Consider the following 24,735-nt stretch of genomic DNA (forward strand, 5'->3'; position numbering starts at 1 on the left):
TGTGAGATTATGAAGGATCAAAGAGGAATTACATTAATCGAGTTACTTGTAACCATTACCCTTTTGGGGATTGTTGTCATTCCTATTCTCACATTAATGACAGGGACTTTTACGAATACCGTATCTCAAGGAAAAGAAAGTCAGCTTCAATATTTTGCTCAAGAAGTAATAGAAGAGGCAAGAGTTAATTCCTTTCCAGGTAACTTAGGTGGTAAAACAATATACGGAGTTTGTACACCTGAATCAGGCTGTTCAGAAATTGATACAAATAAACTTTCAATGCCTACATTGACAAGTTCTGAAATCTTGTATGAAATTCACTTTCAAGTTTTAACCAGTGCAACTAATGAGTCGAGTCGAAATGAACTGCTAGAAAAAAACTTTTATGAGATCGAAGTGGTAGTTAAATCGAGCGAACCAAACAGTCATGAAGTGATGTTGGTGACGGTGGTGAAAAAGCAAACATGAGAAACCAACGGGGAATAACATTAGTTGAGTTACTATTAACGATAACAATTATGGGGATAGTGTCGGCCCCAGTTTTTTTGTTAGTTAACAGTACGATGAAAGTTCATCAAGAAACGAGTATTGATAATCAATTGCAACATGAGGCGAGGTTTATTACGCAGTATATAAGCGAGAAAATAAGAGATGGTGCACGTATTCAATCTTCCGCAGATTCTTGGGAATTAAGAAAAGGTAGTGAGGTCTTTATTCGCTATAATCACTCATTAAATGAAGTTTATTTAAAGGACGGAGACACTGTGTTATCAAGTCATGTTGAACATTTTGAAGTTCATCCGGAGCCTATAGAAAATCCAGTAAAATATAATGTTTCACTACGATTAAAAAATAGAGATCGTACTTTCCAATTAGAAACAACAGTTTACCATGATGCAAACTCACGTTTTAAAAGATGAGGTGATAGTGAGTGAGACAGACAATACCAATCAAGAATGAAAAAGGCGCAGCACTCTTATTAACATTATTTATTATCGTGTTTGTTTCAATAGTAGGGGCTGGATTATTGAACACTACTTTTTATGGTAAAAAAACAAATGTGACGGCATTATCAGAACAACAAGAGTTTTATAAATTAGAGGGAGCCATCGACCTTTTTATTAGTGAAATGAACCATTATCAAGATTCTAGTGAAAATGATGTATTAAAGTATAAAGATGGTAATGGAAACCTTCACCCAATTACAGAGAATGGAGAGCAAATACCAATCGTTAAAAAAGGTCCATTCTTTTATCTTGCAAATAATACGAATCCGAGAGTACAAACTTATAACATAGATGGAGAATTAATTGAAGTCCATATTTTGAATGAGACGCTTACAGGAGACGTGTACAATATCACGTTGAATGCAAAACAAGTAGCGAATTCTAAGCTTCAAAGAAATATAGATTTAAAAATCAATAGAGGAACAGGTCCAACTATATTTGAAGGGGTAGAAGTTCCTGCACCAATCCCACCTTTTACAGGGTCTGCTGTACAGGCCACAAAGAAGTTAGACTTAAACCCAAACCTACGGGAAAATCCTGCGTTTACTATGATAGGTACTAGCTTTGCTGAAATTCTAAGTTTTTATCAATTACAGCCCAGTTTAGCTTCAGGAAATTTAAATTCAGCATATAAATTTGACTCTACTAAAAATAAACATCATTTTAATAGTATTAGTATCGGTAATCATGACACGATAACCATACCTGAAGGCCACTTAGTATATATACAACAGTTTCATAGTACAGGGGGGACTCTTGTTATCAATGGATTTTTAATTATAAATGACTTAAAGGTTACTGGTAATGGTAAATTTAATCTGGTAGGTGCACTAATTGGTCAAGATGTAGAGTTTGGTTCAAATGCTATAACTATTGACGCTCGAGCAGGTGTTAATCCAGATACGGGTGAAGGTGGGGGATATAAGCCTCCTAGACCAACGATCACTGAAAGTGATTATACTGTAAGTTCAGATATCGACACGATTTTAGATATGAGAACAGAAAGATAAATAATCGATAGAAGGTGTGACCCTATGTTTTTCAACAACAAATACTCAGGCATTGATTTTCGTGAGAAGAAAGTGACGTTTGCGACGATTAAAATGGACAAGGAGCTGCCCGTCCTGCAGCAAGTCTATGAAACGACATTAACAGATTCGGTTATTGCTGGTGGAAAAGTGCAAGAAAAGGGTTTGCTTGAAACGGCACTTCGAACCTACTTACAGCAACATAAAGAAGCTTCTAAGCATGCGCATTTAGCGATCCCGACACAGCATTCGTTAATTCGTAAAGTGAATACACTACCTGATGTAGGGGAGCCTGAATTAGCGAAGCTGCTTCACTTTCAAATTGGTGAAACGATCCACCTTCCGTTTGAAGATCCGATCTATGATTTTGTTAAAATTGGTTCAATCCAACCTGAACGAGAAAAAGAAAATGCTTCAGAAGAAGATGATTTTACTTTAGAAGAGTTAACGGAAAGTGTCGAGAAGGAGCTGCAAGGACCGCGCAGTGAAGTTTTATTTTTCGCAACGTCTCGTGAACTTTCGGAAGGTTTGCTAGAAAGCTGTGAAGAGGCAGGGTTTAAACCGTTAACAGCGGAATTAAGAGCGTTAGCCCTTCAACGTCTATTACTACACACGCATCCGAACTGGCTGAATGGTACTGAAATGATTATTGATGCGTCTAGTGGGTCTGTGGATATTCATATTTTCAAAGACGAATTAATTGTTTTTTCACGGACGATGGAGCTAAACCGTAGTGAATTAACGGTAGATTTAAATCCAGCAGACGATGTTCTTTCTTTTGATACAAAGGAATTAACTTTACAGGATGAAGTGGCTGCAACAGCAGAAATTACAAAAGAAGATAAAATGGATTCGTATGTTGAAGATTTACTCAATGAAATTCAAAAAGCACAAAACTTCTACCGCTATTCTTTAGGGGAACGAGATAGTGAGTTTGATCGAATCATTGTTACGGGAGAAAAAACGCAGCACATTTTTTCAAGGTTAGTTGAACGACTTCCGAATGAAGTGGTTCATATTGATTATAGCTCTATTGTTGATATTGGATTTATGCAACATGACTTGCTGGATCGTTGCAGCGTTGCGATCGGGCTAGCGATGCGGGGCAATGAAAAAAGAGAGAAGAAAAAGAAGTAAATGACTACTTACGTTTCAAAAGGATTGGAGCGATACCTGTGAACATTAGCATAGATTTGTTACCTCAACGAGTAAAAGCAAAAGAAAGAGGAGGCGTTCCTGTCATTCCAGTTGCGGGGGCCTGTACGGTTATTGTAGCCGCTAGCTTTCTTACTTTTATGTATGTTGATACGAAAAGCTCCGTTCAATCGTTAGAACAGGAAGTTGCGGCTCAAACGGAAGTCCGTAACACGGCTCAACAGGAGTTTCTTACGAAAACAACGGGAATGACGGAATACAATTATATTGATTATTATACGAATATGAACACTTTACTAGATACGATCTACAAAGATACGATTGATTTAAAAGAACGTGTCTACATGTTGCTACCTGATCGAGCGGAAGTAAATTCTTATTCCTTTTTAAACAATGGTGATCTTTCGATGCAAATCACGTTCCATTCAAAAGGCGATGCTGCGATTTATTTAAATCGGCTATTAAATGCTGACTTAGTGACGAGTGCTGAAGTACAAACGATTTCAACTTCTAATGAAGATTTGCTTTATCAATCTCAATTTACGTTAAAGCTCGATACGATAGTAGGTGAAGAATCGTGACTGAATGGTTGAATAACAATAAAAATCCGATCTTATACAGTGTTCTTATTTTCTTTTTATTATTAGTAGTATTCTTTATGTATTTCATTCGTCCTTTACAGGCAGAGGAACGCAGTCAACAAGAGGAACTCCATCGTATTCAAACGGACATCGCTCACTATCAAACACAGATTAGTAAACTAACTGCTCAATCTTTAACACCACTGCAGAAAAAGACATTACTTGACCGTGTACCGATGCGCCCTAATGTGGAACAAGTAATTGCGGACTTAGAAAGAACCGAGCTGGAGACAGGTGCTGTGATTGACAGTGTATCGATTAGTATTCATCCAAGTGAACGAAGTGAGGCACAGGAAAATGAAGGACAAGACGTTTATTCCTGGAGAAACATTTTAGATGAGGACTTATATTCCCTTCTTGAAACACAAGTAGCTGATGTAAATGCGCTCCATGTCTCCTCTATTGAATTGTCTATTAGTATGAACGGAAAAGAAGCGGATGTTCATTCTTTCATTGAAGAAATTGAAAAGCTAAAGCGAATCATCCATGTACAGAGCTATGATTATTCACTAGATAGTGACACGGAACGATTACAGGCTTCGGCAACACTCCGTGCCTTTTATTGTGAAGACTTTTTAGAGTTTATTGAAGATGCCGGTGACTTTAAATTAGATTATAATTTTGATCCCAATAAATTAAACCGATATATAGAAGTAACACCTGAAATAAGCAGTGGAAGTGAAGGTCCGAATGAGACAGGAACGAATGGTGAAAATTCATCTGCTGCACCATCAGACACATCAACATCAAATATAGAAGCTAAGCCTGTTGATCAGTCTAAACGATACTTTAATCCTGTGGCAGGTGAAAAAGAAGCTAATCTAGCATTTTACGTTGTTCAAACGGGCGGGTACAATACGGAAGCGACGTTATATGAACAAGTCACTAATTTGCGAAATGCCGGCATGTTCCCAAGAGAAGTCGAAAGAGAAAACCAAGCCAATGAAACTAGATTTGTCGTTTATACTGGGGTGGCTCATGACAAATCCTCTGCTGAACAGTTAGCTAATTACTTAAAGTCAGTAAATAAAGATTTTCATTCGTGGGTCGATCAAGTTCCTTTTAGTGTGAAAGGAAATACGGCATTAGCAAAAGATGCACAGGATGTGGTTTCTTCTGTTTCTCCTGTTATTACAAAAGGGTTAACGGAAACGGATTATCAAATCTCATCCGAACAAATGGAACTGATTGCTGCTAAAATTCGTGTCTATGAATTAAGAGCGACAGAAGCGATGGCGAATAGCTCGGATATGAATTGGAAAGTACAATTAGAAAATACGTTAATTTATACAAAACAACTTGAAACGGCGTTAAAGAACTACCAAAATCAAAACCAACGATCTCACTTGTGGCAGGCACAAGGCGCGATGCTTGATTTCATGCTTACCTTGAATGGATATGTTAATTTTACAGAAAAGTAATTACAGCCTTAATAGCTAGTTTGATAGAAAAGGAGCTATAAAGATGGCCATACAAAAACGCAGGCGTTTAGGAGATTTGCTCGTTGAAGCAGGTGTCATCACGGAAGATCAACTGATGGAAGCCCTTCATGAACAAAAGTCAACGAAAAATCGCTTAGGAGACCAGCTCGTCCAATTGAACTTTGTTGACGAACAACAAATTATTGAGGTCCTTGAGTTTCAGCTTGGCATTCCTCATATCAATTTATATAAACAAAAAATTGACCCGAAAATTATTGGGATTATTAATGAAGAATTAGCACGTCGCTATCAACTGCTTCCAGTTAAACGTACTGGAGACCGTTTGATGATTGCGATGGCAGATCCGCTAGATTACTTTGCGATTGATGATATTCGGTTGAGTACGGGGTTTGAAATTGAGCCGGCGATTGCGAAAAAAGAAGAGCTGCGTTTAGCGATTAATCGTTACTACGGAATGCAGAGATCGATTGATCAGATGTTAAAAGATATCAATACGAATGATGATGAAGAAGTGCTGATCGAGGCGCAACAATCCGATGATTCACCGGTTGCAAAAATGATTAATCAGTTGATTAGCCAAGCCGCTCAAGTCGGTGCCAGTGATATTCATATTGATCCACTAGACACGGAAACGGTCATTCGCTTCCGTGTCGATGGTGTTCTTCGTCCTGAACGAACGATCCCTAAAAACATGCACAATGTTCTCGTTTCAAGGGTCAAGATCTTATCGCATTTAAACATTGCTGAAAAGCGTTTGCCGCAAGATGGACGTTTTAAAATGGATGTAGATCTCCGCAGAATAGACTTGCGTGTTTCGTGTTTACCTACCATTTTTGGTGAAAAAGTGGTCATGCGTCTTTTGGACACTAGTAATGTTTTATTAGGAATTGACCGACTAGGTTTCTCTGAAAAAAATGAAGCGAATTTCCGAAAGATGCTTAAACAAGCTTATGGGATAATGCTTGTTACTGGTCCTACCGGAAGCGGTAAGTCAACGACCTTATACTCCGCTTTATCAAACTTAAACTCAGATGATGTTAACATCATTACGGTTGAAGATCCTGTCGAGTACCAGTTAAAAGGAATTAATCAAGTACAAGTGAATTCGAATATCGGTATGACGTTTGCCGCTGGTCTTCGTTCGATCTTGCGACAAGATCCAGACATTATTATGGTCGGTGAGGTTCGTGACTCCGAAACGGCTGAAATTGCTTTGCGATCAGCGATGACTGGACATTTAGTATTGACCACTTTGCATACAAACGATGCCGTTAGTGCGATTAGCCGTTTGATCGATATGGGAGTTGAACCGTTCCTTGTGTCATCATCACTTACCGGTGTTGTTGCGCAACGACTCGTTCGCCGGGTATGTCCTTCGTGTGCAGTATCATACGAATTAACCGATAAAGAACGTGAACTGTTCACTTCAAGAGGAATTGAAACAACAAAAATCGTAAAAGGCGAAGGTTGCGCCACGTGTAATAGTACGGGTTACAAAGGACGAATGGCGATTCACGAAACTGTAATGATTGATGATTTTTTAAGAGAAATGATTACGAAAAAAGCTTCTGATTCTGAGTATCGTCATTACGTAGAGCAAAAAGGATTTGTGGCGATGTTTGAAGATGGCCTCATGAAAGTAGCTAAGGGATTAACGACATTGGATGAAATCTATAGAGTAACCGTTGGGGAGTAGGTGATTGGTCATGGATATGAAAAAACTATTATATTTTGCCTTTCAAAATGGAGCATCAGACTTACACATTACGGTCGATACGACACCGATTGTACGAATTAACGGTAAGCTAAAAAAAGTAGGCTCACAATTTTTAACAAAAGAGCTGACCCTTGACTTAGCCCGGCAGATTACCACTCCAAGCCAGTTCGAAAAATTTGAACAAACGAGCGAGTTAGATTTCTCCTATGCATTAGAAGATGCGTGTCGTTTCCGTGTTAATTTATTTAAACAAATGGGAGCCGTAGGTATTGTATTTCGTGTCATTCATAGTAAAGTCCCTACGATCGGCGATTTAAACCTACCAGATGTCGTAAAGTTTTTTGCCAAACAAACACAAGGTTTATTACTGGTCACAGGCCCTACTGGAAGCGGGAAGTCGACAACGCTTGCGGCGATCATTGATTATATTAATGACCATATGAGTAAGCATATTTTAACACTGGAAGATCCGATCGAGTATTTACATCATCATAAAAAGAGTATCATCAACCAACGTGAAATTGGACAAGACAGTCAATCCTTTTCGATTGGTTTGCGTGCAGCATTAAGACAAGATCCTGACGTCATTTTAGTAGGTGAGATGAGGGATTTAGATACGATCCAAACGGCGATTACAGCTGCTGAAACGGGTCACCTTGTATTAGGTACTCTTCATACGACAACAGCTTCTCAAACGGTTCACCGGATTATAGACGTGTTTCCAGGAGAACAGCATCAGCAAATTCGAATGCAATTAGCGAGTACGCTCTCTGGTGTTATTTCACAACGTTTAATGCCCACTGCAGACGAAACAGGACGAGTTGCAGCATTAGAAATATTAGTAAGTAATCCAGCAGTTGCGAACTTGATCCGTTCGGATAAAATTCATCAAATCTTAACGATCTTAGAAACGAGTAAAAGTAGCGGCATGCAGACGATTAACATGGCAGTAACTGACCTTGTTCAAAAAGGGGTAGTGACTCGTGCTGTCGCTGATGAATTTGTTCCTGGATGGGACCGACATGAGTAAAAAACTTGTATGAAAGGGAGAACATTATGCTCTTTCTCTATAAAGCAATTGATTCAAAAACCGGAAAAGAAGTAAAAGGTAAATTATACGCCCCGACACAAGAAGTAGCTGTTAAGGAATTGAAAGGTCAAGGGCTTTATATTGCTGAGCTTTCAAAGCGTAAGGAAACGGTTTGGAATAAAGATTTAGATGAGTTAAACATCGTCATAGGGAAGCCTGTTAAAAACCGAGATTTCGTAGTTTTTTGCCGGCAGTTAGCTACCTTATTAAAGGCAGGAACACCGATCACTGACTCGATTCGGATTCTATCAGAACAAGTCTCATCGAAGATTTTTCAAAAAGCGCTTGAAGATGTCTATAATGATATACGTTCTGGGACATCCTTTTCTGAAGCTTGCTCTGACTTTCCAAAGATTTTTGATAAAGTCTTTGTTAATATGGTTCGTGCTGGGGAAACGAGTGGAGACTTAGAAAATGTCATGGATCGATTAGCAACGTTCTATGAAAAAGAACATCGTGTAAAAGAAAAAGTGAAATCAGCGATGATGTATCCGATTGCGGTATCGATTATTGCTGTAGTCGTTGTGATCATTTTATTAACGAATGTTTTACCGAGTCTTTTAAACAATTTAACGAGCATGGGTGGAGAAATACCAGTTCCTACTCAAATCGTCATGAGTATTTCTGATTTCCTTATATACAGATGGTATTTAGTTCTATTATTTGTTGCTTTATTTGTGCTTATTTTTATTGCGATCTATCGAAATCCTAAAGGGCATTTTATGCTAGATTATTTAAAATTGAAGATTCCTGTCTTCGGTTTATTATTTCAAAAAACGATTATCGCCAGAGTTACCCGAACGATGGCTTCGTTATTTTCCAGCTCAGTTCCGGTCCTGCAAACCTTAACGATGAGTGCAGAAATAGCTAACAATGATGTTGTAGCTAAAGTACTTAATGAATCAAAAGAGTCACTGCGAGCAGGTGAAAGTCTGTCAGAGCCATTGGATAAAAGCTGGGTTTTCCCGAAGATTGTCAGTCATATGATTAAAGTCGGCGAAGAAACCGGTCAGTTAGATACCATGCTAGAAAAGGTAGCCGATTTTTATGAAGAAGACGTAGAACAAATGGCTTCACGTATGAGTGCGATCATCGAACCGTTAATGATCGTCATCTTAGGGGTGATAGTGGGTACGATCGTGCTTGCAGCGATGTTGCCGATGTTTTCTATTTATAACAACTTTGGGTAATATCGAACGAGCAGCTAGAACAAGACTTAATCCTAAGTTTTGTTCTTTTTTTATTGTCTGGAGTCGTGCTTTGAATGATTTCAAATTCTTCTCTATTAAATTTCTACTTTTAGTTCTATCTACTAATTCAAATTAATAGAATAGAATTAAGAAAATAAGAAGCAGGAGAGGAGAGAGTGATGGTGGAGCAAGAAAAGCAACGCATTTCAGTGAAATTGAACGGTAAAGAACATTCGTTTCATCAAATAGAGAAAACAAAAAACGCTCAGCCGGCTGAGCCTAGTCCTTTGAATGAACCGATCCGACCCAAAAGTCCAGAACCACCGCCGTTAAAACCAGACTTCGAATTGAAAGAGGAAAAAAGAACGGAACGAATAGAAGAACAGCAGGCGGAAAAGGTGGAGGATACTCCAAGTTATTTTACAAGCAATATCATCGACTTTAATCAGATGAAAGAAGAAAGAGAAACGAGAGAACAACCGTATTGGGATGATGGGAACCGGAAGTGGGTGCCAAAACTCCCGCCGAACAATCGAAAGAAAAAGGCGGGAGATCGACTAAAGAACACGTTCTCGGGCTTGCCGATTTCACTTATTATCGCTGGTGTATCTGCAATTATCGTCGGCGTCGGTTTCGGATTTATGGTCTTAACCGCTTTTACCGGAGACGCGGAACGAAACACCGCCGCTTCGCTAGTTCCACCAACTGAAGCAGTTGAAACAATGGCGAATGGACAGGCCTCAGCTGTAACGCTGCCGGACTTATCGGTTGAAATTGTTCAAGGCGGCGCTTTTTCAAGCAGTGAAAAAGGAAATGAAATTGTTTCTTCCATAAAAAGCAGAGGACAAGCAGCTGTATTAAAAACCAATGGTGATCCAATGCTGATGTTCATTGGTCTCGGACTCCAAAAAGAAGAAGCCGGTCGCTTAAGCCAAATATATCAACAACACGGTCAAGATACGTATGTGAAGCCGTTTGCCGTAAATGGTTCGATGCAGTCGATTGAAAGTGAAGCAGTAAAAGAGTTCTTTGCTCAAGGTGGCTTAATGTTTAACGACTTGGCACGCTTTTCAATTGCTGGCTTATCCGGACAAAGTTACGCTTTGGAAAACATCGACACCTTTTTAGAGCAATACGAGAAGTGGAGCAATCAAGGGTCAACCGTAATTGCTGAACTGCCGACAGAAGCACAAGGGCATGCTGAGCAATTCCTATCAAGCATGGCCGGGGCCGCTACTCAAATTGAAGCGTATAAAGGTGAACAACAAGAAGCAAACCTATGGGGCATCCAACAACATCTCCTAGAAGCATTACTTGCGTATGACGCATTTGTTCAAACGATAAAATAACTTAAAACAAATTCTATTAACGCTCAGAGTATAATCTGAGCGTTTTGTGTTTCCATGAATTGGGAGCACTTACGCTTAATAGACCTAAGTATTGGTGTTGACACTTTTTTGCGGACTCACAGGCCCTTATTTCAGTAAAAAATGGCTTTTTTGACTCCGTAACGGACTCAGGGGCCTTTATTTACTACAATCTGTGTTGATTTTTAAAAAAATCAACCAAATAAGGGCCTCTCAGTCCTTTAAATCGTCTAATTAGTAGGATTTAGCGCAAATAAGAGCCTCTCAGTCCCCTTAATTAATGGACTTCAAGTTTCATGCTGTGGTCATCGACATGACAGGATTTTATTTATCCTCAGTCCGATATATAGATGTCGTCCCCCCATATATTTAGTTAATTGAACTCTTACCGAACCATCTTATCGAAATGTTTAATTACTGTAAAGTTTCGCTGCCACCCCTTTAAATCCGATAGTATCATTTGGTATAGTTTAACTAATCCTTGTACAATAGAGCTATTACTAAGATATTTTATTGTAAAGGATGTGCCCTTCATGAAACCATTCATATTAGCCTCAGGTTCTCCGCGCCGTAAAGAGTTATTGGAACAAGCGAACATTTCGTTTACCGTACAAACGAGCGATATTGATGAAACGATCGATCCCGTCCTTTCCCCCGAACAATTCGTTCAGTCGTTAGCCTTACAAAAAGCAGAAGCTGTATTTAATTCAAATCAAGATGCTGTCGTGCTAGGTTCGGATACCGTTGTTGTATTAGAAGGCCAAATTCTTGGAAAGCCTGCAGACCGTGATCACGCCAAAGAAATGCTCACTGCTTTATCAGGAAAGCAGCACTCTGTAATAACAGGTGTCGCCATCTTAAGCAGCGAACAACAAAAGACCTTTTTTGTTGAGACTCGTGTGCAATTTTGGGAACTGTCCAATGCCGAAATTGAACGTTATTTGGAGACGAATGAACCCTTTGATAAGGCAGGAGCATACGGAATTCAAGGTTTTGGAGCTACATTAGTCCGAGAAATTGCTGGTGATTATTTTGCGGTTGTAGGTTTGCCATTGGCTTTGACCGTTCGAGAATTAAGCCACTTTGGAATTACCCCTAATATATAGATAAAAATTCCTATTCTATTTGGATGAAATGAAGAAAAATGGCAAACGCTAGGAAGGTGAGGATGTTACTTGACCAAGCAGTCCCTTCTGATTCGTGATGTTCCTAATCACGAGCGTCCCCGCGAGAGGCTTCTAGCGGATGGGGCAAAGTATTTATCGAACCAAGAACTGCTTGCAATTATTTTACGAACGGGTTCAAAAGATGAATCAGTTTTACAACTGGCTCAACGTGTTTTACAGAAATTTGACGGGTTAACGATGCTAAAGGATGCGACTGTTGAAGAACTGAAGGAAATTAAAGGGATTGGTGAAGCAAAGGCGGTTGAAGTTTGTGCGGTCCTAGAGTTAGGAAGACGAATTACGAGCCTTAAACTTGAAGAACGATATGTCATACGATCACCAGAAGATGTGTCACGGTACGTAATGGAGGACATGCGGTCTCTAACGCAAGAGCATTTCGTATGTCTTTATTTGAATACGAAAAATCACGTTCTTCATCGGGAAACGATTTTTATCGGCAGCTTGAATGCCAGCATCGTCCATCCAAGGGAGGTGTTTAAAGAAGCCCTTCGCCGTTCGGCAGCTTCTTTCATTTGTCTGCACAATCACCCTTCAGGCGATCCGACGCCAAGTCGGGAGGACATTGAGGTAACGAAACGTTTAGGCGAGTGTGGAAAAATTCTTGGAATTGAGCTGTTGGACCATGTCATAATTGGGGATCGAACGTATATAAGTTTAAAGGAGAAAGGATATTTGACATAAAATATTAAGAAATCCAATATTTCACTCTTGTAATAAACGTGTAAAATTATCGCATAGAGTACTTTGAGACTATTCATTTGCAAGGATATTCAGTATAATATACTTTATGAGTTTTGGGTTTCATGAAGGGAGATACATAGATGTTTGGTGGTTTTTCAAAAGACTTAGGAATTGATTTAGGTACAGCCAATACCCTCGTATATGTGAAGGGTAAAGGTGTTATTGTTCGTGAACCTTCAGTAGTTGCACTGCGAACAGATACAGGTTCGATTGAGGCGGTAGGTAACGATGCGAAAAATATGATCGGTCGTACTCCAGGAAACATCGTTGCGGTTCGTCCAATGAAAGACGGTGTAATTGCTGATTTCGATACAACTGCAACAATGCTAAAACATTTTATTCGACAAGCTCTGAGGCAACGTTCGATTTTTACAAGAAAACCAAATGTGATGGTTTGTGTACCATCAGGAATTACTGCTGTTGAAAAGCGTGCTGTTGAAGATGCGACAAAGCAAGCGGGTGCTCGTGAAGCTTATACGATTGAAGAGCCGTTTGCAGCAGCGATTGGCGCAGATTTACCAGTATGGGAGCCAACCGGTAGTATGGTTGTTGATATTGGCGGTGGAACGACAGAAGTCGCCATTATTTCTTTAGGCGGTATTGTAACCAGTCAATCGATCCGAGTTGCCGGTGATGAAATGGACGATGCAATTATTCAATACATTAAAAAGACGTATAACTTAATGATCGGTGAACGTACAGCAGAAGCATTAAAGCTAGAAGTTGGTTCCGCAGGTTCTCCTGAAGGTGTAGAGGACATGGACATTCGTGGTCGTGACCTTGTAACAGGATTGCCAAAGACGATTACAGTTACAGCTGTCGAAATTTCAGATGCCCTAAAAGATACGGTGGATGCAATTATAGATGCAGTGAAAAATACACTAGAGAAATCTCCTCCTGAATTAGCAGCAGATATTATGGATCGTGGAATCGTTTTAACAGGAGGCGGTGCGCTTCTTCGTAACTTAGATCGTGTACTTAGTGATGAAACGAATATGCCGGTTATTGTTGCAGAAGATCCACTCGATTGTGTAGCACTTGGTACAGGTCGAGCATTAGAAAATATTCATTTATTCCGCTCAAGAGCGGGGATCACAGTTCGTTCCGGTCGCAAATCGTAATTGTAAGTAGGTGTAGACAATGACATTTTTTTCAAATAAACGGCTCATTGTCTTAATGGTGAGCATTATTATACTTGTTGCGCTAATTGGATATTCCATGAGTGACCGTGACCGAGTAACTTGGCCAGAGCAATTTATGAAGGACACTGTTGGATGGGTTCAAACCCTGGTTTCCAAACCCGCTCAATTTGCAGCGGGTTTCTTTGAGAATCTTAATGAATTACAAGGACTCTATGCGGAAAATCAAGTATTAAAAGCAAGATTAGAAGAGTACGCTCAAGTATCAGTGGAGCGTAATATGTTAAAGGCTGAAAATGATACGTTAAAAGCAACTCTCGAAATAGAAGAAACGTTAAGTGATTTTAGAATGCGAACAGCAACGGTCATTCATCGTAACCCAGACCGCTGGAGCGAATTTATAGGAATTAACCGCGGATCAGAACATGGCATTCAAAGAAATATGGCGGTCATTACGGCAGGCGGTTTAATTGGTAAGGTCCATCAAGTCGGACAATTTTCTTCTAAAGTTCAATTGTTAACCGATAATGATCGCACCAACCGTGTATCTGCAATGGTTCAAGCTGAAGTACCTGCTTATGGTTTTATTGAAGGCTTTGATCCTGAGACAGGAATGCTGATGTTGAAAAAATTAGATATTGACGCTGATATCGAAGTAGAACAAACCGTTACAACTTCGGGACTTGGCGGGGTGTATCCACGTGGTTTAATTATCGGTGAAATTGTTCAGATTGAGCCGGATGAATACGGATTAACAAAAAATGCGTACATCCAACCTGCAGCAGATTTCTATGGTTTAGACTATGTGATTGTAATTGAACGAACAAGTACGACATTAGATCCTGAACTTACGGAGGGAGATGGATTGTGAATCGAATTCTTCTTCCTTTAATTATGTTGTTTATTTTTGTCATTGAAGGGTCACTTTTTCAAGTGTATGCACCTGAGCAATATGGGAGTGATTTGCTTTATATCCCAAGATTTGTGGTCGTTGCAATAATCATTATCGGTATTTTCTTAGGGAAGACTCATGCAATTATATATGGCTTAATCTTTGGCCTTCTTTATGATGTCGTTTATACAGAATTACTTGGTGTGTATATGTTTTGCCTTGGGTTCATTGCTTATCTATTATCCTTATCACACCTTTATGTGAGAAGAAGCTATACTGTTGTTGTGTTACTTACATTAGTGGCGGTAATTATTGTAGAATATTTTACTTTTGGAATTAATTCGATGCTTAATATTACGGCAATGACCCATGATGAGTTTTTACAAAGACGTTTATTATCGACATTAGGTTTAAATTTTATTTTTTCACTCATTATTTTGTATCCTTTACGTAAGTATCTTCTTTACTTAAAGAAAATGGAAGAAATACAAAAACATTAAAGTAAATTGAATTTTCTTTCCGCTAAAAGAGGAGTTTTTAGTCTTTTTGTAGAAATAACAGTAATGGTGTAAATGGATCTAACCTACTCTGAGGTGAACTATAAATGTTACAAAAGAAACACCACGTTACAATAAAAGGGACGAAAGACGGATTAACATTTTTATTAAGTGATAATTGTAGTTTAGAAAGTATCATGGAAGAGCTTAAAGAAAAATTATCTTCTAAACATTACGAGAAATCCGATGGTCCTGCAGTGAAAGTTTATATTGATACGGGTCACCGTTATTTAACTGTAGAGCAAGAAAAGGAACTTAAAGAACTCGTTTGTGAAGGAAAAAATTTAGTAATCGATCAAATTGAAACAAAAGTCATTACTAAAGAAGAAGCAGAACGAATGGCAGAGGAAAAGCAAACGGTAATGGTCTCTAAAATCATTCGTTCGGGTCAAGTTTTTAAAGTTAATGGAGATTTATTATTGATTGGTGATGTTAACCCTGGAGGAGCAGTAGTCGCTTCAGGTAATATCTTTGTCATGGGAGCATTACGGGGAATGGCGCATGCTGGCAGTGAGGGTGATGAAACAGCAGTCATTGCTGCGTCTGTGATGGCACCGTCACAGTTAAAAATTAATGAACATTTACGTCAAGAACCTAATCGAAATGAACAAGTGGACCGTCAAATGGAGTGTGCGTACATAAATTCCAATGATGATACGATTGTTTTGGAACGAATTCAACAATTACCTTGGTTACGTCCAAGTTTAAATCGGTCACTTGAAAAAGTGACGAGTTAAAAGGAAAATCGGTTGGAATTTGACATAGAGGAAGAAAGGGGAAATATGTGTGGGAGAGGCTATCGTAATTACTTCTGGAAAAGGGGGCGTCGGGAAAACGACAACTTCCGCTAACATCGGAACAGCCCTAGCCCTTTCAGGTAAAAGAGTTTGCTTAATCGATACAGATATTGGTCTTCGCAATCTGGACGTTGTCATGGGATTAGAAAACCGAATCATATATGATCTTGTTGATGTGGCAGAAGAGCGTTGTCGCTTGCAGCAAGCCCTAATTAAAGACAAGCGGTTCGAATGTTTATATCTATTACCAGCTGCTCAAACAAAGGACAAGTCTTCAGTAACACCTGAGCAAATGAAAATTATCGTAGAAGAATTAAAACGAGATTATGATTATGTCTTAATTGACTGTCCAGCGGGTATCGAGCAAGGATTTAAAAATGCGGTTGCCGGTGCAAATAAAGCGATTGTTGTGACGACTCCTGAGTTATCAGCGGTTCGTGATGCAGACCGTATTATCGGTTTACTAGAAAAAGAGAATGTTGAACCACCATTACTGATTGTAAACCGTATCCGTAATCATATGATGAAGAGCGGTGAAATGTTAGACGTTGATGAAATTGTTAGTATTCTAGCAATTGAATTACTAGGGATCGTCGTTGATGATGAAAATGTCATTAAGCATTCAAACAAAGGAGAGCCGGTTGCTCTTCACCCTGGAAGCAAAGCGTCGCTTGCATACCGTAATATCGCAAGACGTATACAAGGTGAGACGGTTCCTCTTATGTCACTTGGTGAGGACAAAGGCGTCTTTACAAAAGTAAAGAAGTTCTTTGGTATCCGTTAATAGTAGATTTGAAGATTATAAGCGTGATGGATTTGTCAAAAATCCGTTACGCTTTTTTATGTTAGGAGCTAGTTTTATTAACTAGGTGCTTGAAATGGTAAGCGTTAGAGGAAGTAAATCGGAAAAAGCGTGAACGAAAAGGAAAAAATCGTGAGCAGTATAGGAAAAAATTAGGAGGAATAGTGAACGAAAGGGAATGGATCGTGAGCGCTTAAGTAAAAAACTAGGAGAAAGCGTGAACGCAAAGGAAAGAATCGTGAGCGCTGGAGGAAAAAACTAGGAAAAAGTGTGAACGAAAAGGAAGTGATCGTGAGCACTAGAGGAAAAAACTAGGAGAAATCGTGAACGCAAAGGAAAGAATCGTGAGCGCTAAAGGAAAAAACTAGGAGAAAGCTTGAACGAATGGGAACTAATAGTGAGCACTAGAGGAAAAAACTAGGAGAAAGCGTGAACGAAAGGGAAAGAATCGTGAGCGCTAAAGGAAAAAACTAGGAGAAAGCGTGAACGAAAAGGAAAGAATCGTGAGCGCTAAAGGAAGAAACTAGGAGGAAGCGTGAACGAAAAGGAAGTGATCGTGAGCGGTAGAGGAAAAAACTAGGAGAAAGTGTGGACGAAGAGGAAGTGATCGTGAGCGGTAGAGGAAAAAACTAGGAGAAAGTGTGGACGAAAAGGAAGTGATCGTGAGCGGTAGAGGAAAAAACTAGGAGAAAGCGTGAACGCAAAGGAAAGAATCGTGAGCAGTAGAGGAAAAAACTAGGAGGAAGCATGGACGAAAAGGAAGTGATCGTGAGCGGTAGAGGAAAAAACTAGGAGGAAGCGTGAACGCAAAGGAAAGAATCGTGAGCGCTGGAGGAAAAAACTAGGAGGAAGTGTGAATCAAAGAGGATAACAGTCAATAAAATTATTAGTGCTCTAATCTTAGTATGCCTTGACCTTTAGATCTGCGCTGACTCACAAGTGTTATGAATTACGATAACCCCTTCTAATAGCGCACTCAAAAGTTAATCCAACCAACAAAGATCTATACTCATCAATCCCACATATACCAAACCCTATTCTTTTACACCCTCTAATAGTGGTTCCCGCGCTTGATCCCCAAATCACTTCCCTTATACCTACCAAACCTGCCATCCAAAACACCAACAAAAATAATAGCGTTTTCATTGTTGCTATAGGGAAAACCTTGTTAGATCTTCTTTCAATCTCGAACACAGTGAATTACTTTTATGGCACAATCAAATTAATCAAAAAAGTCAGAATTTTATATTTGCAACTTAGCCTGCGTAACACCCATTACACTAGCTAATGGAAATTAGTTTTTTATAAGCATAATTCCTTATAAACCGATAGTTTTAATTAACTTTCTTAGATCAACAACCAGTCGGAAAGAAGTCCAAAGAAAATTGAGGGGGTAACTGGATTGAAAGTTTCGGATTTATTTACGTTTAAGGATGAGAGGACAAAAATATTACATTTTACTTGGTTTGCATTCTTTGTATCTTTTTTCACTTGGTTTAACATGGCGCCGCTTGCTACGACGATGCTAGAAAGCTCAGACTGGCTGACAAGGGAACATATCTCAGCGCTGGCGATCATCAATGTCGCTTTAACGATCCCGGCCCGTATTATTATTGGCGTGCTGTTAGATCGATTTGGACCGCGGGTCGTTTATTCTGGTTTACTCATCCTCATGTCCATTCCGACGTTTATCTTTGCCTTTGGAGATAGTTGGTCACAACTGATGATTTCCAGGTTGTTGTTAAGTAGTATTGGTGCAAGTTTTGTTATTGGGATCCGAATGGTAGCTGAATGGTACCCGCCGAAAGACGTTGGTTTTGCCGAAGGAATATACGGCGGTTGGGGTAACTTTGGTTCAGCTGCAGGTGCGATGTTACTACCTTGGATCGCTTTAACGATGTTTGGTGGAGATAACGGCTGGCGTTATGCAATTGCTTTAACCGGCGTCTTCTGTCTCGTTTATGGGGTCATTTATTACTTAAATGTCCGCGATACCCCGGAAGGAAAAGAGTACATTAAACCAAAACGAACTGGGGCGATGGAAGTTAGCAGCTGGGGGGACTTAGTTTGGCTCATTATCTGGACGGTTCCATTAGGTGGTGCATTAGCCGTACTGTCTTGGAGATTGGAAGGAATGGGCTTTATCTCAACGAATGTGCTGTATGCCCTTTATACAGCGATCGCACTTACCATTGTTTTTCAAGTCTATAAAATCCTGAAAGTGAATATCCCCATCTTAAAAAAGGGTGTACCTAAAGATGATCAATACAAATTTAAAAATGTAGCTGCATTAAACAGTACGTATTTTGCTAACTTTGGGGCAGAATTAGCGATTGTTTCCATGCTCCCGATGTTTTTTCAGCTAACTTTTTCACTTAGTGCCACATCAGCTGGTCTTATCGCTGCCTCATTTGCCTTTATTAATTTAGTAGCCAGACCGCTTGGAGGAATGTTATCTGACCGAATGGGAAGCCGAAGAAAAGTCATGCTCGTTTACATGGTTGGGATTACGTTAGGCCTAGTCGCGATGGGCTTTATCGACTCATCATGGCCGCTGATTGTAGCTGTTGCCGTTACTGTTTTAACTTCTGTATTTATTCAAGGCGCAGAAGGGGCAACTTTCGCAGTTATTCCGATGATTAAAAAACGAATTACCGGTCAAGTAGCAGGAATGGCAGGAGCTTACGGAAATGTCGGTTCAACTATTTACTTAACGTTATTTACACTCGTTACGCCGCAACAATTCTTTTTCATTCTAGCAACGGGGGCATTTCTAAGTTTCGTTATTTGTTACTTCCTTTTAGAAGAACCTGATAATTCGTTTGGTGAAGATTATCATTTATCATCAGTTGATCGAGAAGAAGCAGCGGTTGGATCAGAGGAAAAAGTACTAGAAAGAAAAGCTCTATAAAGCAAGCCGTACAAATAAAAAACTTATAGATTTTCAGGAGGGGTTAAGATGGAGAAAAAGAAACTTGTGCTCATTGGAAATGGAATGGCTGGTGTTCGTTGTATTGAAGAAATTTTAAAGCTGGCTAATGGAAAAGATCAATTTGAAATTACGATATTCGGAAGTGAGCCTCATGTCAACTATAACCGCATTATGCTTTCTGCGGTGTTAGCCGGGGATACGACGATAAAAGATATCGAGATTAATAGTATTGAATGGTATACAGAAAATGAAATTGAGCTGTTTACAAATGAGACCGTCACGAGATTAGACACAGAGCAGAAAGTTCTCTATACGAACAAAGACCGAGAAATGAAATACGACTACGTCATTATGGCTACAGGTTCTAACCCGTTCATATTACCAGTTCCAGGTGCTGACCTGGAAGGAGTTATAGCCTTCCGAGATATAAAAGATTGCGAAACGATGATTGATGCAGCTAAAAACTATAAAAAAGCAGTCGTAATCGGCGGGGGCTTACTTGGATTAGAAGCAGCCCGTGGTCTATTAAACCTAGGTATGGAAGTCGATGTTGTTCATTTACAAGATCATTTAATGGAAAGACAGCTAGACCAAGATGCAGCAAAGCTTCTTCGAGTAGAGCTTGAAAAACAAGGAATGAATTTCCTGATGCCAAAGCTTACTGACAAAATCGTGGGAACGGATCGAGTTGAAAAAGTAATTTTTAAAGATGGCTCGGAAACCGAAGCAGACCTCGTAGTCATGGCTGTCGGAATCCGCCCGAATACGCTAGTAGCAAGTGAAAGTGGCATTGAAGTCAATCGCGGTGTAGTCGTTAATAATTACATGCAGACGAATGCTCAAGATGTTTATGCTGTTGGGGAATGCGCGGAACATCGCGAAGTCGTTTATGGGTTAGTCGCACCTCTTTATGAGCAAGGAAAAGTACTTGCAAACCATATTGTTGGGGAAAATGCTGGTGCTGGTTACCAAGGGACCGTTCTATCAACCAAATTAAAAGTGTCAGGTGTCAATGTGTTTTCTGCGGGTGAGTTCGTCGATGATGGCTCGACGAGAAGTGTCCGAGTGTACGACGAATTTGAAGGGATTTATAAAAAAGTAATGATTCGCAATAACAAAGTCGTTGGGGCTGTATTATTTGGAGATACAAAAGAAAGTACAAAACTGTTAAGTATGATTAATGAAGGTGCAGATGTTTCAGATATGGCGCCGATTAATATTTTGCAAAGTAATGACGCAGTGTCTGAAAGTTTAACTGCTTCATTAGCAGCGAATGACAATGTATGCGGCTGTAATGGTGTTACAAAAGGGACGATCGTTTCAGCAATTCGTGATCAAAGCCTTTGTTCAGTAGAAGAAGTCAGTGGCTGTACGAGTGCCGGTCGCTCCTGCGGGACGTGTAAGCCGATGATATCAGAGTTGTTGGCCGATACATTAGGAGATGAATTTGACGCTACTGCCAAAACAGAAGCCCTTTGTGGGTGCACGGATTTAACTCATGAAGAAGTTGTTGCTGAAATTCGTGAAAAAGGGCTAACACATACACGAGAAGTGATGAATGTACTAGGGTGGAAAAATGAAGATGGATGTTCAAAATGTCGTCCAGCTATTAACTACTACTTAGGAATGGTTCATCCAACAAACTTTGAAGATGAAAGAGAGTCTCGTTTTGTAAATGAGAGAATGCATGCGAACATCCAAAAGGACGGTACTTATTCAGTTGTACCTAGGATGTATGGGGGAGTTACAAACCCAACAGAATTAAAAAGAATTGCTGAAGTAGCTGAAAGGTATAACGTACCGCTCGTGAAATTAACCGGAGGTCAGCGCATCGATTTACTCGGTATAAAAAAAGAAGACCTGCCGAATGTTTGGAAAGAAATTGGGATGCCATCCGGTCATGCGTACGGCAAGACGCTTCGAACGGTAAAAACATGCGTAGGTGAGAGCTTCTGTCGCTTTGGAACCCAGGATTCAATTGGAATGGGGATTGCTCTTGAGAAAAAGTTCGAAGGCTTAAATACACCGCATAAGGTCAAGATGGCTGTATCTGCTTGTCCGAGAAACTGTGCGGAATCAGGAATTAAAGATGTCGGAATTGTAGGGGTTGAAGGTGCTTGGGAGATTTATGTCGGAGGGAATGGAGGAACTGAACTTCGAAAAGGCGACCTGCTTTGCAAAGTAAAAACAAGTGAAGAGGTCCTCCAAATAACGGCTGCTTACCTACAACTTTATCGTGAAAATGCGCGTTATTTAGAGCGAACATCGCATTGGATTGAAAGAGTGGGACTTGATTATGTCATCGACCAAGTCATTTCAAATGAGCAAAATCAAAAAGAATTAAGTGAGCGAATGGAAATTGTCTTATCAACTGTTAAAGAACCTTGGAGCGAAATTTACGAAAGTAACGAACTGCAAACTGAATTATTTAAAAATAAACACGTTGAAGTCATTCAATAAAAGGGGGAACTGTCTATGAGTAAAATTCAAGCTGGAAGTAAAGTGATGATTGGCAAACTAACGGATATACCTAAAAAGTATGGGAAAGAAGTAATCATCGGTGATCAGAGTGTAGCTGTATTCCGCTTGGCTTCGGGTGCCGTTCGTGCGGTTGCTAACAAATGTCCTCATAAAGGCGGCCCCCTTTCTCAAGGGATAGTCGCCGGTGACCATGTTTTCTGTCCATTACACGATTGGAAGGTTTGCTTAAATGATGGATTGGTTCAAAAACCGGATACAGGTTGCGTTAAAACCTATGAAGCGATAATTGAAGAAGAGACCGTTTTTCTTGTCATTAACTAGGAGAATAGAGGGTTCCTATAAATAGCCCGTGATACCATCTATACTTTTGGGAGCAAGAGGGTGTTAAGTAATGAGCGATTTAATTCAATATTTTCGTGAAAAGCAGCTAAAACAAAGCTCTGAACAGATCATGAAAGGGCGTTGTCCATACTGTAGTATGCAATGTTCGATGGAGCTGATTGAAGAGCACATCATTCAGCGAAAACGATTTAAAGTAAAACCGAATAAACAAGATCCAACGTCAGAAGGAAGGCTGTGTATTAAAGGGCTTCAAGCTCATCAACATGCGATTAATGGAGAGCGTGTGAAGTACCCGCTATATAAGATTGATGGAGAATGGGTTCGAATTTCCTGGGACTTGGCACTTGAGATGATCGCAGAACAATTCTCGTCATTACAACAAGAGTACGGGAGTGATTCAATTGGCGTATACGGCGGAGGTTCATTAACGAATGAGGAAGCGTATTTACTAGGGAAGTTTGCTAGAGTTGGTTTGAAAACAAAGTATATTGATTATAACGGACGTTTCTGTATGAGTGCAGCAGCATCAGCTGCCAACGCGACGTTTGGTATCGACCGTGGGATGACAAACCAGCTGACTGAAATAGCTGATGCGAAGTGCATTATCTTAGCCGGAACGAACATTGCGGAGTGCCAGCCGACGATTATGCCGTATTTCCGGAAAGCGAAAAAGAATGGCGCTTTTATTATTGCGATTGATCCTCGAGAAACAGCCACAACTAAATTTGCTGATCTGCACATTAAGGTGAAACCAGGGACAGATGCGAATTTAGCTATGGGGATGCTCAAAGTGCTTGTAGATGAAAAGTACTGTGATGAAACTTTTATTGCCGAACGGACGAAAGGTTTTGAGCCAGTTCTAGATCAGGTAAATCAGGTATCCGTTGCCACGATTGCAAAACAATGCGGGATTACAAGTGATGAAATACGAGTAGCGGCACGTCACTACGGTCAAGCAGAAACGGGGATGATTTTTACTGCTAGAGGAGTCGAACAACATGCCAACGGCTATCAAACCGTTCGACATTTTTTAAACCTAGTATTGGCAACAGGAAAGATTGGCAAGCATGCGTGTGGATACGGTGCCGTCACGGGTCAAGGGAATGGTCAAGGCGGGAGGGAGCATGGACAAAAAGCCGACCAGCTCCCAGGTTACCGATCAATCGAAAATGAAACTGATCGAAAATATATTGCCGACATTTGGGGTGTAGATGAAAGTGAGTTGCCGCGCAAAGGTGTTTCTGCCTATGAACTTATCGAAAAGATCGACCGAGAAGAAATTAAAGCGTTGTTCTTAATGGGCTCTAATCCAGTCGTCTCCAGTCCAAATGCTGTTTTTGTAGAGAAGGCATTAGAAAAACTAGATTTTCTAGTTGTAGTAGATATGTTTATTTCAGAAACCGCTCGAATGGCTGATTTAATATTACCAACAACTTCTTACCTTGAAGATGAAGGAACGATGACCAATTTAGAAGGAAGAGTCGTTTACCGGCATGCCGAACGAAAAGCACCAAAAGAAGTGAAGCACGATTGGCAAATCGTTTGTGAGTTGGCAAAATCCTTAGGAAAAGATCATTATTTTACGTATGAAAAAGTGGAAGACATATTTAATGAATTACGTCAGGCCAGTAAAGGAGGAACTGCTGATTACTTCGGAATTACGTATGATCGAGTTAAAAATGGAGGTGTATTCTGGCCGTGCCCAGACTCATCACACCAGGGAACTTTGCGCCTGTTTGAAAAATCCTTTCATACCACAGACGGTCGTGCACAATTCCACATTGGCCATGAACTGATTCGTAGTGAGAAAGCGACCAAGAAATACCCGCTAATTCTTACGACAGGTCGTTTAATGGAGCACTACTTAACAGGGGTCCAAACGAGAAGAAGCCAGGAGCTAATCGAGCGATCAAAGGAACCTTTTGTAGAAATCCATCCACAAACAGCCTTAGAATATAACATTGAAAACGATACATTAGTCCGGATTGAGTCAAAAAGAGGATCTGTCATTGTAAAGAGTAAAGTAACTGAAAGTATTCGCGAGGACACGCTATTTGCACCATTTCATTGGGGGGATTTTCAATGTATTAACCGGGTTACGAATCCTGCTTTAGACCCAGTTTGTCGGATGCCTGAATTTAAAGTCAGTTCAGTAAAAATCAGTCCGGTTCAACCAGTAAAAGAAAAGGTTGCACAAGAATCCGTGGTCATTTCATAAACAAAGAGGG

21 protein-coding genes are annotated in these 24,735 nt (G+C 40.0%); all 21 read left to right on the plus strand.

Annotated elements, in window-relative coordinates; all coding sequences use genetic code 11:
- Positions 1-9: 9 nt before the first annotated feature.
- The 21 genes from N7Z68_RS03485 (at position 10) to nasC (ending at position 24,725) form a co-directional block, all read left to right on the plus strand.
- Positions 10-468: a type IV pilus modification PilV family protein gene (locus N7Z68_RS03485; RefSeq protein WP_275117065.1), complete on the plus strand. Its 459-nt coding sequence runs from the start codon at positions 10-12 to the stop codon at positions 466-468.
- The gene (locus N7Z68_RS03490) at positions 465-920 is read left to right on the plus strand and encodes a PilW family protein (RefSeq protein WP_275117066.1); all 456 of its coding nucleotides are present in this window, start codon (positions 465-467) and stop codon (positions 918-920) included. The genes N7Z68_RS03485 and N7Z68_RS03490 overlap by 4 nt, the downstream gene beginning before the upstream one ends.
- Before the next feature lie 11 nt (positions 921-931).
- Positions 932-2,017: a hypothetical protein gene (locus tag N7Z68_RS03495; protein ID WP_275117067.1), complete on the plus strand. Its 1,086-nt coding sequence runs from the start codon at positions 932-934 to the stop codon at positions 2,015-2,017.
- A gap of 24 nt (positions 2,018-2,041) precedes the next feature.
- Positions 2,042-3,172 carry a type IV pilus biogenesis protein PilM gene (gene pilM, locus N7Z68_RS03500; RefSeq protein ID WP_275117068.1) on the plus strand — a complete coding sequence of 377 codons (1,131 nt, stop codon included), beginning with the start codon at positions 2,042-2,044 and terminating at the stop codon, positions 3,170-3,172.
- A 38-nt stretch (positions 3,173-3,210) separates the two neighbouring features.
- Positions 3,211-3,771, plus strand: a complete 561-nt coding sequence (locus tag N7Z68_RS03505) for a hypothetical protein (RefSeq protein ID WP_275117069.1) — start codon at positions 3,211-3,213, stop codon at positions 3,769-3,771.
- Positions 3,768-5,252, plus strand: coding sequence for an SPOR domain-containing protein (locus N7Z68_RS03510; RefSeq protein ID WP_275117070.1), 1,485 nt, complete (start codon positions 3,768-3,770; stop codon positions 5,250-5,252). Before N7Z68_RS03505 ends, N7Z68_RS03510 begins: the two co-directional genes overlap by 4 nt.
- 43 nt (positions 5,253-5,295) lie before the next feature.
- Positions 5,296-6,969, plus strand: coding sequence for a GspE/PulE family protein (locus N7Z68_RS03515; protein WP_275117071.1), 1,674 nt, complete (start codon positions 5,296-5,298; stop codon positions 6,967-6,969).
- Positions 6,970-6,979: 10 nt separating this feature from the next.
- Positions 6,980-8,020, plus strand: a complete 1,041-nt coding sequence (locus N7Z68_RS03520) for a type IV pilus twitching motility protein PilT (RefSeq protein WP_275117072.1) — start codon at positions 6,980-6,982, stop codon at positions 8,018-8,020.
- 26 nt (positions 8,021-8,046) lie between these two features.
- A complete protein-coding gene (locus N7Z68_RS03525) occupies positions 8,047-9,270 on the plus strand; it encodes a type II secretion system F family protein (protein WP_275117073.1) in 1,224 nt (407 codons plus the stop codon).
- Between the two features lie 176 nt (positions 9,271-9,446).
- Complete coding sequence (locus N7Z68_RS03530; RefSeq protein WP_275117074.1) at positions 9,447-10,619, plus strand: hypothetical protein; 1,173 nt, start codon at positions 9,447-9,449, stop codon at positions 10,617-10,619.
- A 551-nt stretch (positions 10,620-11,170) separates the two neighbouring features.
- Positions 11,171-11,743, plus strand: a complete 573-nt coding sequence (locus N7Z68_RS03535; protein ID WP_275117075.1) for a Maf family protein — start codon at positions 11,171-11,173, stop codon at positions 11,741-11,743.
- A gap of 69 nt (positions 11,744-11,812) precedes the next feature.
- Entirely contained in the window at positions 11,813-12,505 is a 693-nt protein-coding gene (gene radC / locus N7Z68_RS03540) for a RadC family protein (RefSeq protein WP_275117076.1), read from the plus strand.
- A 140-nt stretch (positions 12,506-12,645) separates the two neighbouring features.
- Positions 12,646-13,686, plus strand: a complete 1,041-nt coding sequence (locus N7Z68_RS03545; RefSeq protein ID WP_275117077.1) for a rod shape-determining protein — start codon at positions 12,646-12,648, stop codon at positions 13,684-13,686.
- Between the two features lie 19 nt (positions 13,687-13,705).
- Positions 13,706-14,575 (plus strand): rod shape-determining protein MreC, encoded by an 870-nt coding sequence (gene mreC, locus N7Z68_RS03550; protein ID WP_275117078.1) that lies wholly within the window; start codon positions 13,706-13,708, stop codon positions 14,573-14,575.
- Positions 14,572-15,096, plus strand: coding sequence for a rod shape-determining protein MreD (mreD, locus tag N7Z68_RS03555; protein WP_275117079.1), 525 nt, complete (start codon positions 14,572-14,574; stop codon positions 15,094-15,096). Before mreC ends, mreD begins: the two co-directional genes overlap by 4 nt.
- A 104-nt stretch (positions 15,097-15,200) precedes the next feature.
- Positions 15,201-15,890, plus strand: a complete 690-nt coding sequence (gene minC / locus N7Z68_RS03560) for a septum site-determining protein MinC (protein WP_275117080.1) — start codon at positions 15,201-15,203, stop codon at positions 15,888-15,890.
- A gap of 49 nt (positions 15,891-15,939) precedes the next feature.
- On the plus strand, positions 15,940-16,734 hold the full coding sequence (gene minD, locus N7Z68_RS03565; protein WP_275117081.1) for a septum site-determining protein MinD: 795 nt from the start codon (positions 15,940-15,942) through the stop codon (positions 16,732-16,734).
- Between the two features lie 1,420 nt (positions 16,735-18,154).
- Positions 18,155-19,663 (plus strand): NarK family nitrate/nitrite MFS transporter, encoded by a 1,509-nt coding sequence (locus N7Z68_RS03570; RefSeq protein WP_275117082.1) that lies wholly within the window; start codon positions 18,155-18,157, stop codon positions 19,661-19,663.
- 48 nt (positions 19,664-19,711) lie between these two features.
- Positions 19,712-22,144, plus strand: a complete 2,433-nt coding sequence (nirB, locus tag N7Z68_RS03575; protein WP_275117083.1) for a nitrite reductase large subunit NirB — start codon at positions 19,712-19,714, stop codon at positions 22,142-22,144.
- A 15-nt stretch (positions 22,145-22,159) separates the two neighbouring features.
- Positions 22,160-22,486 (plus strand): nitrite reductase small subunit NirD, encoded by a 327-nt coding sequence (gene nirD, locus N7Z68_RS03580; RefSeq protein ID WP_275117084.1) that lies wholly within the window; start codon positions 22,160-22,162, stop codon positions 22,484-22,486.
- Between the two features lie 70 nt (positions 22,487-22,556).
- Complete coding sequence (gene nasC / locus N7Z68_RS03585) at positions 22,557-24,725, plus strand: assimilatory nitrate reductase catalytic subunit NasC (RefSeq protein WP_275117085.1); 2,169 nt, start codon at positions 22,557-22,559, stop codon at positions 24,723-24,725.
- Positions 24,726-24,735: the final 10 nt, after the last annotated feature.

Origin of the sequence: Alkalihalobacterium chitinilyticum (assembly GCF_029028005.1) — a bacterium.
Classification (GTDB): domain Bacteria; phylum Bacillota; class Bacilli; order Bacillales; family Bacillaceae_F; genus Alkalihalobacterium; species Alkalihalobacterium chitinilyticum.

Excerpts from the sequence above, each read along its gene's own strand:
- N7Z68_RS03485 (WP_275117065.1), top strand. The coding sequence starts at position 10 with ATGAAGGATCAAAGAGGAATTACATTAATCGAGTTACTTGTAACCATT.
- N7Z68_RS03490 (WP_275117066.1), top strand. The coding sequence starts at position 465 with ATGAGAAACCAACGGGGAATAACATTAGTTGAGTTACTATTAACGATA.
- pilM (WP_275117068.1), top strand. The coding sequence starts at position 2,042 with ATGTTTTTCAACAACAAATACTCAGGCATTGATTTTCGTGAGAAGAAA.
- N7Z68_RS03515 (WP_275117071.1), top strand. The coding sequence starts at position 5,296 with ATGGCCATACAAAAACGCAGGCGTTTAGGAGATTTGCTCGTTGAAGCA.
- N7Z68_RS03520 (WP_275117072.1), top strand. The coding sequence starts at position 6,980 with ATGGATATGAAAAAACTATTATATTTTGCCTTTCAAAATGGAGCATCA.
- N7Z68_RS03525 (WP_275117073.1), top strand. The coding sequence starts at position 8,047 with ATGCTCTTTCTCTATAAAGCAATTGATTCAAAAACCGGAAAAGAAGTA.
- N7Z68_RS03535 (WP_275117075.1), top strand. The coding sequence starts at position 11,171 with ATGAAACCATTCATATTAGCCTCAGGTTCTCCGCGCCGTAAAGAGTTA.
- N7Z68_RS03545 (WP_275117077.1), top strand. The coding sequence starts at position 12,646 with ATGTTTGGTGGTTTTTCAAAAGACTTAGGAATTGATTTAGGTACAGCC.
- mreC (WP_275117078.1), top strand. The coding sequence starts at position 13,706 with ATGACATTTTTTTCAAATAAACGGCTCATTGTCTTAATGGTGAGCATT.
- minC (WP_275117080.1), top strand. The coding sequence starts at position 15,201 with ATGTTACAAAAGAAACACCACGTTACAATAAAAGGGACGAAAGACGGA.
- nirB (WP_275117083.1), top strand. The coding sequence starts at position 19,712 with ATGGAGAAAAAGAAACTTGTGCTCATTGGAAATGGAATGGCTGGTGTT.
- nirD (WP_275117084.1), top strand. The coding sequence starts at position 22,160 with ATGAGTAAAATTCAAGCTGGAAGTAAAGTGATGATTGGCAAACTAACG.
- nasC (WP_275117085.1), top strand. The coding sequence starts at position 22,557 with ATGAGCGATTTAATTCAATATTTTCGTGAAAAGCAGCTAAAACAAAGC.